13 protein-coding genes are annotated in these 14,317 nt (G+C 73.1%); 8 read left to right on the forward strand and 5 right to left on the reverse strand.

Annotated elements, in window-relative coordinates:
* Positions 1–74: 74 nt before the first annotated feature.
* From AC07DU_RS09970 to gatB, 5 genes are all read left to right on the forward strand, one after another.
* Entirely contained in the window at positions 75–2,255 is a 2,181-nt protein-coding gene (locus AC07DU_RS09970) for a putative bifunctional diguanylate cyclase/phosphodiesterase (protein ID WP_479030870.1), read from the forward strand.
* Between the two features lie 142 nt (positions 2,256–2,397).
* Positions 2,398–2,694 carry an Asp-tRNA(Asn)/Glu-tRNA(Gln) amidotransferase subunit GatC gene (gene gatC, locus AC07DU_RS09975; RefSeq protein ID WP_030010586.1) on the forward strand — a complete coding sequence of 99 codons (297 nt, stop codon included), beginning with the start codon at positions 2,398–2,400 and terminating at the stop codon, positions 2,692–2,694.
* A gap of 5 nt (positions 2,695–2,699) precedes the next feature.
* Positions 2,700–4,208 (forward strand): Asp-tRNA(Asn)/Glu-tRNA(Gln) amidotransferase subunit GatA, encoded by a 1,509-nt coding sequence (gatA, locus tag AC07DU_RS09980; RefSeq protein ID WP_360903904.1) that lies wholly within the window; start codon positions 2,700–2,702, stop codon positions 4,206–4,208.
* Complete coding sequence (locus tag AC07DU_RS09985) at positions 4,205–4,450, forward strand: hypothetical protein (protein WP_360903907.1); 246 nt, start codon at positions 4,205–4,207, stop codon at positions 4,448–4,450. The genes gatA and AC07DU_RS09985 overlap by 4 nt, the downstream gene beginning before the upstream one ends.
* Positions 4,451–4,488: 38 nt before the next feature.
* Positions 4,489–5,979 carry an Asp-tRNA(Asn)/Glu-tRNA(Gln) amidotransferase subunit GatB gene (gene gatB / locus AC07DU_RS09990; protein WP_360903922.1) on the forward strand — a complete coding sequence of 497 codons (1,491 nt, stop codon included), beginning with the start codon at positions 4,489–4,491 and terminating at the stop codon, positions 5,977–5,979.
* 84 nt (positions 5,980–6,063) lie between these two features.
* Here gatB and AC07DU_RS09995 read toward each other — a convergent pair whose 3' ends face one another.
* The 3 genes from AC07DU_RS09995 to AC07DU_RS10005 all read right to left on the reverse strand — a co-directional run bounded on the left by AC07DU_RS09995 (position 6,064) and on the right by AC07DU_RS10005 (position 10,865).
* The gene (locus AC07DU_RS09995; protein WP_479110598.1) at positions 6,064–7,947 is read right to left on the reverse strand and encodes a protein kinase domain-containing protein; all 1,884 of its coding nucleotides are present in this window, start codon (positions 7,945–7,947) and stop codon (positions 6,064–6,066) included.
* Between the two features lie 153 nt (positions 7,948–8,100).
* The gene (locus tag AC07DU_RS10000; RefSeq protein WP_479110600.1) at positions 8,101–8,736 is read right to left on the reverse strand and encodes a GNAT family N-acetyltransferase; all 636 of its coding nucleotides are present in this window, start codon (positions 8,734–8,736) and stop codon (positions 8,101–8,103) included.
* Entirely contained in the window at positions 8,733–10,865 is a 2,133-nt protein-coding gene (locus AC07DU_RS10005) for a penicillin acylase family protein (protein ID WP_479110602.1), read from the reverse strand. Before AC07DU_RS10005 ends, AC07DU_RS10000 begins: the two co-directional genes overlap by 4 nt.
* Positions 10,866–10,941: 76 nt before the next feature.
* On the opposite strand from AC07DU_RS10005, the gene AC07DU_RS10010 reads away from it, so the two are divergent.
* Positions 10,942–11,676 (forward strand): siderophore-interacting protein, encoded by a 735-nt coding sequence (locus tag AC07DU_RS10010; protein ID WP_479110604.1) that lies wholly within the window; start codon positions 10,942–10,944, stop codon positions 11,674–11,676.
* 52 nt (positions 11,677–11,728) lie between these two features.
* On the opposite strand, the gene AC07DU_RS10015 is transcribed toward AC07DU_RS10010, so the two are convergent.
* The gene (locus tag AC07DU_RS10015; RefSeq protein ID WP_360894754.1) at positions 11,729–12,229 is read right to left on the reverse strand and encodes a DinB family protein; all 501 of its coding nucleotides are present in this window, start codon (positions 12,227–12,229) and stop codon (positions 11,729–11,731) included.
* Positions 12,230–12,411: 182 nt separating this feature from the next.
* On the opposite strand from AC07DU_RS10015, the gene AC07DU_RS10020 reads away from it, so the two are divergent.
* Positions 12,412–12,843, forward strand: a complete 432-nt coding sequence (locus AC07DU_RS10020; protein ID WP_453371715.1) for a PaaI family thioesterase — start codon at positions 12,412–12,414, stop codon at positions 12,841–12,843.
* A 31-nt stretch (positions 12,844–12,874) separates the two neighbouring features.
* On the opposite strand, the gene AC07DU_RS10025 is transcribed toward AC07DU_RS10020, so the two are convergent.
* A complete protein-coding gene (locus tag AC07DU_RS10025; RefSeq protein WP_479110753.1) occupies positions 12,875–13,669 on the reverse strand; it encodes a GNAT family N-acetyltransferase in 795 nt (264 codons plus the stop codon).
* 59 nt (positions 13,670–13,728) lie between these two features.
* Here AC07DU_RS10025 and AC07DU_RS10030 point away from each other — a divergent pair, with 59 nt between their 5' ends.
* Positions 13,729–14,214: a cupin domain-containing protein gene (locus AC07DU_RS10030; protein WP_479110606.1), complete on the forward strand. Its 486-nt coding sequence runs from the start codon at positions 13,729–13,731 to the stop codon at positions 14,212–14,214.
* The last annotated feature ends 103 nt before the right edge of the window (positions 14,215–14,317 follow it).

Raw genomic sequence — 14,317 nt, forward strand, 5'->3', positions numbered from 1 at the left:
CGACTTTGGCCGTGGTGGCATGACATCGGGGCCATCGCGTGACATCGGCATCGCCGGCTGTGAGAGGTACGGGCATGAAACCCACCGAAAGCGCCGACCCGTCACCTGAGTTCGGCGGGGAGGTCCCGTCCATGCGGGCGGGCAGGCTCGGCGTCCTGGGGGCCAGGACACCGGACACCCGACCGCTCGACACCGGCGCGGGCGGCCAAGAGCGGCGCGGCGTGCTGCCCTTCCTCGTCGTCGGGCTCGCCGTCGTGGTCCTCGGCAGCGGCATCGTCTCCGCCCTGAACGACCGTCAGGCGCTGTTCCCCGGCGGGACCGTCGGCTGGGCGTTCGCCCTGCTCACCGGAATCATCGTCGGCCACCTGGTCGCGCTGGGCCGCGACCGCTGGTGGGGCGGCACCGGTTCGGGCGCCGCGCTCACCCTCGGCGTCCTCCTCCTCTACGGGTGGGTGCCCGCGGGACTGGTCTCGCTCGCCGTCGTCTCCCTGGTCGGCGCCGCGCGCCGGCACCGCTGGCGGCAGGGGCTGCTGCACGGCTCCGTGGACATCCTCGGCATCGGCGCGGGGGCCCTGGTCCTCGCCGCCTTCGGCGTGAACCCCTCGGTCGAGACCCCCTGGCTGCCCACCACCTGGGAGGTGGAGGCGGCCCCCGAGGTCGTCCTCGTCGCCGTCGCCTACCTGCTCTCCACCCGCGTCCTGCTCCGCCTCGCCCTGGCCCCGCGCGGCGGCGGCCTGCGCACCGTGGCCCGCACCGCCCTGCTGCGCCAGGCGTTAGTCGCCGTCGCGCTGCTGGGCATCGCCCCCCTGATCTGCGTCGTCGCCGCCACGCAGCCGGTCCTGCTGCCGCTGTTCGCCGTACCGCTGATCGCGCTGGACTCCACCCTGTGGATCGCCCGGGCGCGCGCCGAGGAACAGCTGCGGGACCCGCTGACCGGACTGCCGAACCGGCAGTGGCTGCTGGAGCGGGCCTGGAGCGCGCTCGATGAGGCTGAACGTTTGGGCACCCGGGCCGCTCTCGTGCTGATCGACCTGGACCGCTTCCGGGCGGTCAACGACACCCTGGGCCACCTGGCGGGCGACCGGCTGCTCCTCCAGATCGCCGACCGGCTGCGCCAGGCCCTGCCCGAGGACGCCGAGGCCGCCCGGCTCGGCGGTGACGAGTTCGCCGTCCTGCTGCCCGTCGCCGACTCCACCACCAGCGCCCAGCGGATCGCCCGGCACCTCGTCGCGGAGCTCAGCTCGCCCCTCGACCTGGACGGCCTCACGCTCGTCCTGGAGGCCAGCGCCGGCCTCGCCGTCTTCCCCGACCACGCCCTGGACGCGGAGGGCCTGCTGCGGCGCGCGGACGTGGCCATGTACCAGGCCAAGCGCGACCGCACGGGCGTGGAGGTGTACGAGTCCAAGCGCGACAGCAACACGCCCGACCGCCTCGGCCTCCTCGGCGACCTCCGCAGGGCTCTGGACGCCGGCGAAGTCGAACTCCACTACCAGCCGAAGGTCCGCTTCGACGGCCAGGTCGCCGGCCTGGAGGCCTTGGTGCGGTGGGTGCATCCGGAGCGCGGCCGGGTCCCCCCGGACGAGTTCATCGCGATCGCCGAGACCTCCGGGCTGATGCCGCACCTGACGGAGTACGTCCTGGAGACGGCCCTCGCCCAGGTGGCGCGCTGGCGGGCGCAGGGTCTGAAGGTGCCGGTGGCCGTCAACGTCTCGCCGCGCGACGTGCACACCCCGGGCTTCGCCGGGGCGGTGGCCGCGCGGCTGGCCCGCCACGGTGTCCCGGCGAGCGGGCTCCAGCTCGAAATAACGGAACACGTCCTGCTCGAAGACCCCCAGCGGGCGGCGGACACCATGGCCGGGCTCACGGGCCACGGCGTGAAGATGTCGCTGGACGACTTCGGCACCGGGTACTCCTCCCTGGTCCACCTGCGCCGGCTGCCGGTCAGCGAGCTGAAGATCGACCGGTCGTTCGTGGGCCGCCTCGCCGTCGACGCGCAGGACGCGGAGATCGTCCGCTGCACGGTGGACCTGGCGCACTCGCTGGGCCTGCTGGTCGTGGCGGAGGGCGTGGAGGACGACGAGACCTGGGAGCGGCTGCGGGACCTGGGCTGCGACGCGGTGCAGGGGTGGCTGGTCGCCGCCGCGATGCCGCCGCAGGAGGCCACGGCGTGGCTGCTCGCCCGTGGGGAGCGGGGCTGGCGGCGCCCTGCGGACATCACGGCGGAGCTGGCGGCGGCCGAGGCCGACGCCGGCTGATCGTCCAGGTGCGGGGCCCCGCGCGGCGGCCCCGCACCCCCAGCCGTACGGCACCAGCGCAAACCGTTTCGTGGGTCGGGGGCCGGGCCCCATAGGATTGGGTCCGAAACGAAACATCCACCCACCCCCAGAGGATCGCTGCATGCCTGGCATTACGCGCGAGGAGGTCGTCCACCTCGCTCGGCTGGCGCGCCTTGAGCTGTCCAGCAACGAGCTGGATCACTTCGCCGGACAGCTCGGCGACATCATCGGCGCGGTCGCCCGCGTCTCCGAGGTCGCCGACCAAGACGTCCCGCCGACCTCCCACCCGCTGCCGCTGACCAACGTCATGCGAGCGGACGAGGTCCGTCCGTCGCTCACCCCCGAGCAGGCGCTCTCCGGTGCTCCCGCCCAGGAGCAGCAGCGTTTCAAGGTGCCGCAGATCCTGGGGGAGGACTAACCACCATGGCCACCGAAAAGACCGAACACATCATCAGGCTCACGGCCGCCGAGACCGCCGAGAAGATCGCCTCCGGCGAGCTCACGGCCGTCGAGGTCACCGAGGCCCACCTGGCCCGCATCGACGCCACCGACGAGAAGGTCCACGCCTTCCTCCACGTCGACCGCGAAGGCGCGCTGGCCCAGGCCCGCGCCGTCGACGCGAAGCGCGAGCGCGGCGAGGAGCTCGGCCCGCTGGCCGGCGTCCCGCTCGCCCTCAAGGACATCTTCACCACCGTCGGGGTCCCGACCACCGTCGGTTCGAAGATCCTCGAAGGCTGGATCCCGCCCTACGACGCCACCCTGACGCGCAAGCTCAAGGAAGCCGACGTCGTCATCCTCGGCAAGACCAACATGGACGAGTTCGCCATGGGGTCGTCGACGGAGAACAGTGCCTACGGGCCCACCGGCAACCCCTGGGACCTCACCCGGATCCCCGGCGGCTCCGGCGGCGGCAGCGCGGCGGCCCTCGCGGCCTTCCAGGCACCCCTCGCCATCGGCACGGACACCGGCGGTTCCATCCGCCAGCCCGCCGCCGTCACGGGCACCGTCGGCGTGAAGCCCACGTACGGCGGCGTCTCCCGCTACGGCATGGTGGCCTTCTCCTCCTCCCTCGACCAGGGCGGCCCCTGCGCCCGTACGGTCCTGGACGCGGCCCTGCTGCACGAGGTCATCGCCGGGCACGACCCGCTCGACTCGACCTCCATCGACGCCCCGGTCCCGCCGGTCGTCGAGGCCGCCCGCAACGGCTCGGTCGCCGGCATGCGCGTCGGCGTGGTCAAGCAGTTCGCCGGCGAGGGCTACCAGGCCGGCGTCGTCCAGCGCTTCAACGAGTCGGTGGAGCTCCTGCGCGAGCTCGGCGCCGAGATCGTCGAGCTGGACTGCCCCTCCTTCGACCTCGCCATGGCCGCGTACTACCTGATCGCGCCCTCCGAGTGCTCCTCGAACCTGGCCCGCTTCGACGCCATGCGCTACGGCCTGCGCGTCGGCGACGACGGCACCAGGTCCGCCGAGGACGTCACCGCGCTGACCCGCGAAGCCGGCTTCGGCGACGAGGTCAAGCGCCGCATCATCCTGGGTACGTACGCGCTCAGCTCCGGCTACTACGACGCGTACTACGGCTCCGCCCAGAAGGTCCGCACGCTCATCACGAAGGACTTCGAGAAGTCCTTCGAGCAGGTCGACGTGATCGTCTCCCCGACGACCCCGACCACCGCCTTCCCGATCGGTGAGCGCACCGACGACCCGCTGGCGATGTACCTCGCGGACCTGTGCACCATCCCGACCAACCTGGCCGGCAACGCCGCCATGTCGCTGCCCTGCGGCCTGGCGCCGGAGGACGGCCTCCCGGTCGGACTGCAGATCATCGCCCCGGCGATGAAGGACGACCGGCTGTACAAGGTCGGCGCGGCCGTCGAGGCCGCCTTCGTCGCACGCTGGGGTCACCCGCTGCTTGAGGAGGCACCGTCGCTGTGAGCACCAGTGCACTGTCCAAGGCCAAGGGCTTCAAGAAGTCCAAGACCGGCACCTACCTGTCGATCGGCACCACCGCCTTCGGCGCCATCAGCGTCATCAAGCAGGTCAAGAAGGCCCGCAGCGAGCACGACGTGCTGAAGCTGGTCGACGCCGCCGTGTCCGCCGCCGCCATCGTCACCGGCCTCGCGATCCTGTACCGCGAGCTGAAGCGTCTGGGCGACGACGACGTCCTGCTGGGCTGAGAGGGAAAAGTTTCACCGTGAGCACCTACACCGAACTGATGTCGTACGAGGACGCTCTCGCCTCGTTCGACCCCGTCATGGGCCTTGAGGTCCATGTCGAGCTCGGCACCAAGACCAAGATGTTCTGCGGCTGTTCCACCGAGCTGGGCGCCGAGCCCAACTCGCAGACCTGCCCCACCTGCCTCGGTCTGCCCGGCTCCCTGCCCGTCGTCAACGCCATCGGCGTCGAGTCCGCCATCAAGATCGGTCTCGCGCTGAACTGCGAGATCGCCGAGTGGTGCCGCTTCGCCCGGAAGAACTACTTCTATCCGGACATGCCGAAGAACTTCCAGACCTCCCAGTACGACGAGCCGATCGCCTTCAACGGCTTCCTCGACGTGCAGCTGGAGGACGGCGAGATCTTCCGCGTGGAGATCGAGCGCGCCCACATGGAGGAGGACACCGGCAAGTCGCTGCACGTCGGCGGCGCCACCGGCCGCATCCACGGCGCGTCCCACTCCCTGCTGGACTACAACCGCGCCGGCATCCCGCTCATCGAGATCGTCACCAAGCCGATCGAGGGCGCGGGCGAGCGCGCCCCCGAGGTCGCCAAGGCGTACGTCGCCGAGCTGCGCGAGGTCATCAAGGCGCTCGGCGTCTCCGAGGCCCGCATGGACAAGGGCCAGATGCGCTGCGACGTGAACCTGTCGCTGCGCCCCGGCCCCGAGGCGCCCTTCGGCACCCGCAGCGAGACGAAGAACGTCAACTCGCTGCGTTCCGTCGAGCGCGCGGCCCGCTTCGAGATCCAGCGCCACGCGGCCGTGCTGAGCGGCGGCGGCTCGATCGTGCAGGAGACCCGGCACTTCCACGAGGAGGACGGCTCCACCACGGCCGGCCGCATCAAGGACAACGCCGAGGACTACCGGTACTTCCCGGAGCCCGACCTGGTCCCCGTGGCCCCGGCCCGCGAGTGGGTCGAGGAACTGCGCGCCGGTCTGCCCGAGATGCCGCGCGTGCGCCGCAACCGGCTCCGCGAGGAGTGGGGCGTCACCGAGCACGACATGCAGTCGATCCTCAACGCGGGCGCGGTGGACTCCATCGTCGCCACGATCGAGGCGGGTGCCGACTCGGCCGCCGCGCGCAAGTGGTGGATGGGCCAGCTCGCCCGCAGCGCCAACGAGCAGGGCGTCTCCGTCGACGAGCTGCCGATCACCCCGGCCGACGTCGCCCGGGTGGCGGCCCTGGTCGCGGACGGCTCGCTCAACGACAAGCTGGCCCGCCAGGTCATCGACGGCGTCCTCGCCGGCGAGGGCACCCCGGACGAGGTCGTCGAGAAGCGCGGCCTGAAGGTCGTCTCGGACGAGGGCGCGCTCGGCGCGGCCGTGGACGAGGCCATCGCGGGCAACGCCGCCATCGCGGACAAGATCCGCGGCGGCAAGGTCGCGGCGGTCGGCGCCCTGGTCGGCGCGGTCATGAAGACCACGCGCGGCCAGGCCGACGCGGCGCGCGTCAAGGAGCTCATCCTGGAGCGCCTGGGCGTCTCCGAGTAGACCCCGTACGCGAAGGGCGGCCCCGCACCGGCATCCGGTGCGGGGCCGCCCTTCGTCGTACCGGGTTCCCCCGGTGTACGGGGTTCAGCGCGTCAGCTGCGGGGCGGCGATGACCACCTTGCCCATGTCGCACCCCGCGTCCACCTTGATGCGCAGGCGCAGGGCCCCGTTCACGTCCACCCTCTTGGTGATCGGCTTGCCGAGCGCGACGAGCTCGGAGAAGGCGGCGGGCTGGCCGTCGAGCGAGACGCTCACCCGGCCCTTCTCATGGGCGGAGCCGTCCTCGATCCCGGCGGTGAAGTCCAGGTACTTCCACTCGCGGTTGAGGTCGAACTCCGCGATCGCGTCGCCGTTGCAGCCCAGCTCGGCGAGGAACGCCGCGCCGTACTGCTTGGTGTTGATCTTCGCTGCTCCGACCGTGAACTCGCCCAGTCCGTCGACCGGGTTCATGACGGTCAGATCGGCGGCCTTGATGTCGGGCGCGAAGCCCGAGGGCGATGGGGACGCCGTCGCACCGGGCCCGGTGGTCGGGCCCGCGCTGCTCCCGCCGCTCTCGCTCTCCGACGGGGAGGGGGCCGGGGAGTCCGCTTCCGTCGGGTCGGCAGCGGAACCGGAGTCGGCGGACTGCTTCTGGTCCGCGGCCCGGCCGGTCCCCTCGTCCCCGTCGCCGAGCAGCCGTACGCCGAGCACCGCGAGCGCGGCGATGACCACGACGGCGCCGACGGCGCCCAGGATCAGCCCGGTCCGCCGTTTCCCGGGGCGGGGCCGCTCGGGTGCCGGTGCCGGTGCCGGCGCGGGTGCCGGAGCCAGGCTGTAGGCCGGCCCGTACCCGGTGGGCACCGTCGCGGGCAGGGCCTCCTGCACGGGCTCCGGTCCGGTTTCCGGCACGGTCTGCGGCAGGGGCTCCGGGACGGGCTCCGGCAGGGTCTGCGGTACGGGGTGGGGTGCGGGCGCCGGGGCGTGCGCGGGCGGCAGTGGCACCGGGGCGTACGCGGGCGGCGGCGGCAGCGGCGGAGCCGCCGCGGGCCGCCCGGGGGCCGCGTCCCGCACGGACCGCTGCGAGGTGGAGGAGGCCGTCGTGGACACCACCGCGTGCCGGACGTCCTTCATCCATCCGGCCAGGCTCACCGGCCGCTCGGCGGGATCGCCCGCGTAGATGGAGGTGATCCGGGCCCGCTGCCCGGCGTCCAGCACGGCGAACTGCGGGAGCGCGGCCATCGCCCGGGCCAGCTGGTCCGGCGCGTTGGGCGGGGACTCGCCGCTGAGCATGAAGTACGCGATCGCGCCGAAGGCGTAGCGGTCCGTGCCCGGGGTGCGCTTGCCGTCGAAGACCTCGGGGGCCGCGTAGCCGGGGGTGAACCAGACCTCCGCCGTCTGGTGGTCGGCGGTCAGTTTGCTGAGGCCGAAGTCCACCAGCGTGGCCTGGCCGTGCGCGTCGACCATCACGTTGCCGGGGGAGAGGTCGCCGTGGATGACCTGGCGCCCGGACGGGGTGGCCTTGCCCGAGTGCAGCCAGTCCAGGACCTCGGCCAGCTGCTCCAGCGTGCGCATCACCTCGCGCCGCTCGGCGGCGGTGGTGAGGGTCCGCTCGGCCCGCCAGTCGCGCAGGTCGAGTCCGTCGACGTGGTTCATGACGAGCACGAGCGCCCGCCCCGTCAGGGTCGAGGACTCGCCGGGCCGGTGGATCGGCGGCCCCTCGAAGTGCTCCCGTACGCCCACGACGCCGGGCCGGTGGACGAACCGCAGCAGCTCGGCCTGCTCGTTCCACTTGTGGCTGATCCGGTCGAAGACGTCGGGCGTGATCGTCGTCTTGGAGTCGAGCACTTTGACGACGACGGGCTCGGATCCGCCGGCGAGCTCGATCTCCGCCAGATAGAGCACCGCCTCCCCGCCGCGCCCGATCGACCGGAGCAGGCGATACCGGTCGGCCGCCGCGTCCGGTCCGATGTGCAGGTTCTGGCTGGTCAATTTCCCCCCAGCGCCAATGATGTGAGTGGGGATCAGCTTCCAGCCGTCAGGCCCGCGCGGTCAATGGCCACCGGGATCCCGTTAGGGTGACGATATGAGCGGACACCGCGCCGCCCGTCGCGCCACCGGGGCGGCGGACCGCCCCGGCGCCGGTCAGCGGGCCTCGCGCAGGGACGTCGGCGCGTCGAAGAACGCGAGACGGGCCCTCTTGGCCGGGATGTAGACCTCGGGGAGATCGACCTCCGGGAGTTCGACCTCCGGGCCGAGTACGAAGCCGGTGCGTTCCATGAGGGCGATGGCCTTGTCGTTGCGGGCGTCGGGCTCGACGACCACGCGCCGGACAGTGGCGTCGGAGAACACGAACGAGATGAAGGCCGACATCAGGTGCGCGGTGAAACCGTGCTCCCGCTCGCCCTTGCCCGGGCCGATCAGCAGGTGCACGCCGACGTCCCCCGGCTGGACCTCGTAGCACTCGCTGACCCGGTCCTCGGCGCACTCGTACGTCTGGAACAGCGCGACCTGCTCGCCGTCGCGGCTGACCATGAACGCGTGGTGGGTGGTGCGGCGGTCCACGTCCTCGTAGATCTCCTGGACCAGTTCGCGGCTGGCCCCGCCCATGCCCCAGAAGTGGGCCCGCTCCTGCGTGACCCAGCTGTGGATCAGGGCGGAGTCGGCGGCCGGGTCGACGGGGGTGACGCGGACCGTGCCGAAGCCCTCGACGTGGTGGCGGTACACGGGCTCCCGGCCGGAGCCGGTGGCGGTGGAGTCGGAGGCGGAGGAGGCGGTCATATCGATTCCTTGGTGAGCCGGGTCCAGTCGGTGACGACGGGGACGAGTTCGCACCGCGCCCACAGGGGCAGCTGATCGCGGTGGTGGGGGGATCCGGTGACGCCGTCCGCGCCCAGCGGGACCGCCCAGAGGCTGTCCTCGCGGCGGGCGAGGTCCCAGACGTAACGGGCCGCCGACGCCCGGGCGGTGAGGTCGGTGAAGCCGGGGACGGAGGAGGTGGCGTTCACGCAGTCGTGGTCGCCGCCGAGGCCGGGCCAGTCGGGGGCCGTTTCCCCGGGGTCGGGCAGCGCCTGCCAGGGGGTGAGCCGGTGGACCTGGGACCACGGGGTGTCGGGGGCGCCCGCCGCGGCCGTCTCCTCCAGGGCGGCGCGGACGTGTGCGGCGCGGTCGAGCTCCGGCAGGAGCCGGGTGGCGAGCAGGCCTTCGAGCGCGTAGCCGATCCGGGGAAGCAGGTACAGCCAGGGGTGGAACACCTCCGGGCCGGTGGGCGCCCCCCACAGGCCGGCGAAGACGGGGTCGGCGGCGAACCGGCGTACGACCGCGCTCCGCAGGGCCGCGAACAGGGTGGCCTCGGCACTGTCGGCCGCCATGCGCCGGTCCCAGGCCAGCAGCCGGGCGCGCAGCTCCCGCGCCGCCAGGGACAGCCCGTCGAAGTCCGGCAGCAGGGCCAGCAGGGGCGCGGCCGAGGCCAGGTAGGTGTCCGCGTGTACGTCGGCCATCGCCTGCGGGGACCAGTCCGCGGAGCCGCTGAGCAGCTCGCGGATGCGGTCGGCGCGGTGCGGCGGCGCGAACTCCACGCCGAGGAGGGAGGCGATCCCCCGCGCGTTCGCCATCACGGCGAAGCCCTGCACGGGCTCGGCGGGGGTCGGGGCCCAGCCCTGCCAGGCGTGCTGCGGGTCCCAGGCGGGCACGGGGCGCAGCCGGTTGGAGCGGTGGCGCAGCGGTACGGCGCCCGCGACGCGGTGCAGCAGGCCGCCCGCGGAATCGGCGGCGTGGACGACGTTGACCGGCTCGGCCCAGCCGTCGAGGGCGCGGTCGACGTCGGCGACGGTGCGGGCGCGCAGGAGGGCGGGGAGGGCGGCGAAGCCGAGGTCCTCGCGGACGCGGGGCGGGTAGCGCAGGGAGAGGGTCTGCGCGCTGCCACCGGCCGCGGTGGCTGCTCCGTCCGCGGTCCCGGCGTTGGCGTCGGCGTGGATGATCACCGGGCCGCGGGCGGTCTCCAGGATCTCCACCTCGACGTCGTCGCCGCCGGCCACGGTGATGGTCTCGGTGTGGCGGTGCACCGGCTCCCACCGGCCGCCCGGGCCGCGTGCCTCCACGCGGGAGCCGGACCGGCGCAACTGCTCGACGTACAGGTCCTGGTAGTCGGCCATCGCGTTGGTGATCGCCCAGGCGGCGGCGCCGGTGTGCCCGAAGTGGGCGAGGCCGGGCACACCGGGGACGGCCAGGCCGACGACGTCGTAGTCCGGGCAGGAGAGACGTATCTGCTGGTAGACGCCCGGGTCCTCGATGAACCGGTGCGGGTCGCCCGCGATGATCGCCGCACCGGTGGTGGTGCGGTCGCCCGGCACCAGCCAGCCGTTGCTGCCGGCGGTGCCGGGACCGTCGGTGGCGAAGAGGGTGACCGCGTCGTCGCCGAGGGCGCGGGCCACGCGCTCGCGCCACAGCTTGGTGGCGAAGCCCGCGAACAGGATGTGCGTGGCGATCCAGACGGCGAGCGGAACCCACGGCTCCCAGGGGGTGGGGGTGAGGCCGGTGCGCGCGAAGCGCTCGTCGCGGGCGGCGCCGATCGTGAGCCCGTCGTTGACCCCGTCCACGTACGCGCGGACCCAGGCGGCGGTGTGCGGGTCCAGGGCCTCGTAGCAGCGGCGGGCGGTGTCGGCGAGCCGGCACTGGCGCGCGAAGCGGTCCCAGGGGACGCAGTCGGCGCCGAGGAAGGAGGCGCTGGAGCCCTCGGCGCGGTGCCGCTCCACCTCGATCTGCCAGGCGCGGTCGAAGGCGGTGACGCGGCCCTGGGCGTAGGCGAGGCGCAGCTCGTCGAAGGCGCGGACGTGGGGGATCCCCCAGGGGTCGCGATAGACCTCGTACGCGTCGCTCTCGCCGCTGCTCGCTTGGGTCCCGCTGCTCACGATGCTCACACTCTTCCCCCGAGACGCATTAGGTTAGGCTGGCCTAACTATAAAGGGGTCAGGGGAGGGGTTGGCCATGGCTGGTGGCAAGGGCTGGGAGGGCGTGGTCCTCAAGCTCATGAGGGGCAAGGACTTCACGTTCACGGTGACGGGGGCGCACGACGTCACGGCGGACTACCGCCGGGTCCACTTCTCGGACGGCGGGCTGCTGGCCGCGGCCGGGGAGTCCCTGCATCCGACGATGTGGGTGCGGGTCTGGTTCGAGGGCGCGGGGCGGCCGCACCAGCGGGCGTACACGCTGGTGGACCCGGATCCGGCCGCGGGCACGTTCTCCTTCGAGTTCGCCCTGCACGACGGGGTCGCCAGCGACTGGGCGCGCGCCGCGAAGCCGGGCGACACGATCGAGGCCACCGTCCAGGGCACCGGCTTCACCGCTCCGGCGCCGCCGCCCGAGCGCCTGCTGGTCATCGGCGACCCGGCGTCCCTTCCGGCGATCAACTCGCTGCTGGACGCGCACCCGCGGACACCGGCGACCGTCTGGTTCGAGACGCAGCACGCCTCGGACGCGCAGCTGCCGCTGCGGGTGGACGCGGGCCGGCACGACGTCCGCCGGGTGCCCCGGGGCGGCACGGCCCTGGCCGACCGGGTCAGGGCCGAGCTGCCGGAGCTCCTCGGGGACCCGCAGGCGGCGTACGTCTGGCTGGCCTGCGACACGGTGACGACGCGCGCCCTGACCGGGTACCTGCGCAAGGACCTCGGCCTGCCGAAGCACCGGGTGAACGCGCTGGGTTACTGGCGGGCCGAGGCGTAACGGGGGAGCCGGGGCGGGCGCCGGGCCGGGACTCACGACACTCCCAGACGGCCTAGGCGCCCGTGGCGCCGTCGAGCGCCTCTCGGAGGAAGTCGGCGTGGCCGTTGTGGCGGGCGTACTCGTGGATGAGGTGGAGCATCACCAGCCGCAGGGAGGCCTCTTCCTTCCAGCTCGGCACGTAGGCCGTCACGTCCAGGGACGGGGCGGCGGCCTCGATGCGGCGGGCGTGCGCGACCTCCTCCTCCCAGGCGGTGAACGCCTCGGCGCGGGTGGAGCCGGAGGCGTCGTAGGCCGCCTGGAAGTCGTGGGTGTCCGACCACCGGTGCGGGAGCTCCTCGCCGTTCATGACGCGCCGGAACCAGTGCCGCTCGACCTCGGCCATGTGCCGGACCAGACCCAGCAGGGACAGGGTGGACGGGGGCATCGAGGCCAGGCGCAGCTGCTCGTCGGTCAGGCCCTCGCACTTCAGGGCGAGGGTGGCCCGGTGGTAGTCGAGGAAGGCCCGTAGGGTCTCGCGCTCCTGGCCGGTGAGGGGCGGGCTGATGCGTTCCATGCGGCGATCCTGCCCGTTGATCACCGGTGGGGGAACCCCTTGCACGGCGGCCGCCGTGCACCACAATGGCCGTTTGGCAGCAGGCGACGGCCGTTGGGCAGCAGGTGACGGGGGCCCGCCGCCGCGTCCCTGCCCGACCGCCCACGCGAGGAGACGCCGTGTCGACCGAGGAACTCAGCGCCATGTCTGGCCTGGAACTGATGCGCTGGGTGCAGTCGGAGCAGCCCGCGGACTTCCCCTCGCTGCGCCGACTGCTCGGCATGCGCTTCGACGAGGTGGAACACGGCCGCAGCGTCGTCTCGGTGGACACCCGGCCGGACTTCGCCAACACCCTCGGCACCGTCCACGGCGGCATCGCGGCCACCCTGCTCGACACCGCGATGGGCTGCGCCGTGCACACCACCCTCCCCGCCGGGGTCGGCTACACCACCCTGGAGCTCAAGGTGAACTACGTCCGGGCCGCCCGGACCGACGGGCGGATCCTCAGCGCGGAGGGCACCGTCATCCACTGCGGGCGCCGCACCGCGACGGCCGAGGGCAGGGTCGTCGACGAGCGGGGCAAGCTGATCGCCCACGCCACCACCACGTGCCTGATCCTCCCGGCCACCGGCTGACGCCCGCGGCCGGGCCGCCCCGCGCCGGCGCCTACACCCCCGGCCACATGTACGGGACGGTCACGCCCAGGACCCCGAAGCCCAGCCGCTCCAGGATCGGGCGGCTGTCGTCCGACGCGTCGACCTGGAGGTACGGGATGCCCCGCTCGGCCGCGATGCGGGCACGGTGGGCGACCAGCAGCCGGTAGACGCCCCTGCCCCGCCACTGCGGGACCGTGCCGCCGCCCCAGAGGCCCGCGAAGGACGCCCCGGGCCGCATCTCCATCCGGGCCGCGCTCACCGGGGTGTCACCCGCCATCGCGAGCACGGCCGCGACGGTCTCCGGCTCGTCCCGCAGGGCGCTCAGCAGGTGCTCCCGGATCCGCGGCCGCTCCGTCCCGAAGGCCGCGGCGTGCACCTGCATCATCAGGTCGACCCCGGCCTCGTCCGTCACCACCCGCAGGGTGATCCCCTCCGGGGGCTCCACCGGCAGCCCCGCGAGGTCGCGTACGGGCGCCACCAGCAGCGTTTCGGCCGGCTCGGGGACGAAGCCCGCCGACCGCAGCCGCTCGCCGAGGTCCGCGGGCCGGTCGTAGTCGTACAGCTTCCACTCGAACTCGGAGTGCTCGCGCCGCGCGAAGAACTCCACCTGCGCCGCGATCTGGGCGTCCGCCGTCCGCTCGTCGAGGTCCGACCAGAGCACGCCCTGCCAGCCGAGGCCGGTCAGGCTCTGCCGTACGACCGGGCCCACCCGCTCCACGTGGGCGGGCCCCGCGTCCTTCTGCGCGCCCTCGCGCATCTCGGCGTCGTACAGGGCGCGGACCTTCAGCAGCTCATCAGCAGTCATCGTCATCGGTGCAGCTCATCAGTGCGCGAGCCGTCGTACAACTGCATTAACCTCGCCCCGTGAACGACGACTCCACCCCCTGCACCGGCGACTCCGTCATCTACACCGGCAAGGCCACCCCCGACGCCGCCGCCGACCGCGGCTGGCTCCTCGGCCACTTCAAGGACCCCGCCGATCCCCGCCACAGCGAGGACGTGGAGATCAAATGGGGGGTCCACCCGAAGGGCGACGAGCGGGAGCGGTGGGCCACCGGTGAGCGGCGCACCGCACTGCTGGTGCTGATCAGCGGACGCTTCCGGCTGGAGTTCCCGGGGCGGACGGTCGTCCTCGCCGAGCAAGGCGACTACGTGCTCTGGGGACGCGGCGTCGACCACTCCTGGTACGCGGAGGAGGACGCGGTGGTCCTCACGGTCCGGTGGCCCTCGATCCCCGGCTACCGGACGGACGAGCCCGAGGGGCGGGCGGACGCTCAGCCCGAGGGCGCGGCGGACGCTCAGCCCGAGGGTGCGGTGGCGGCCCGGCGCGCGGTCCACGCGCCGGTGTAACGAACATCGCACCTCCCGCCCCTGTGACGATGCACACGAAAGGGGCCAACGATCACGAAACGCTGGGATCGTGACGACGTTGACCAAGTGGGGCCGAATCCCC

The sequence above is a fragment of the Streptomyces sp. NPDC045695 genome, assembly GCF_056432025.1.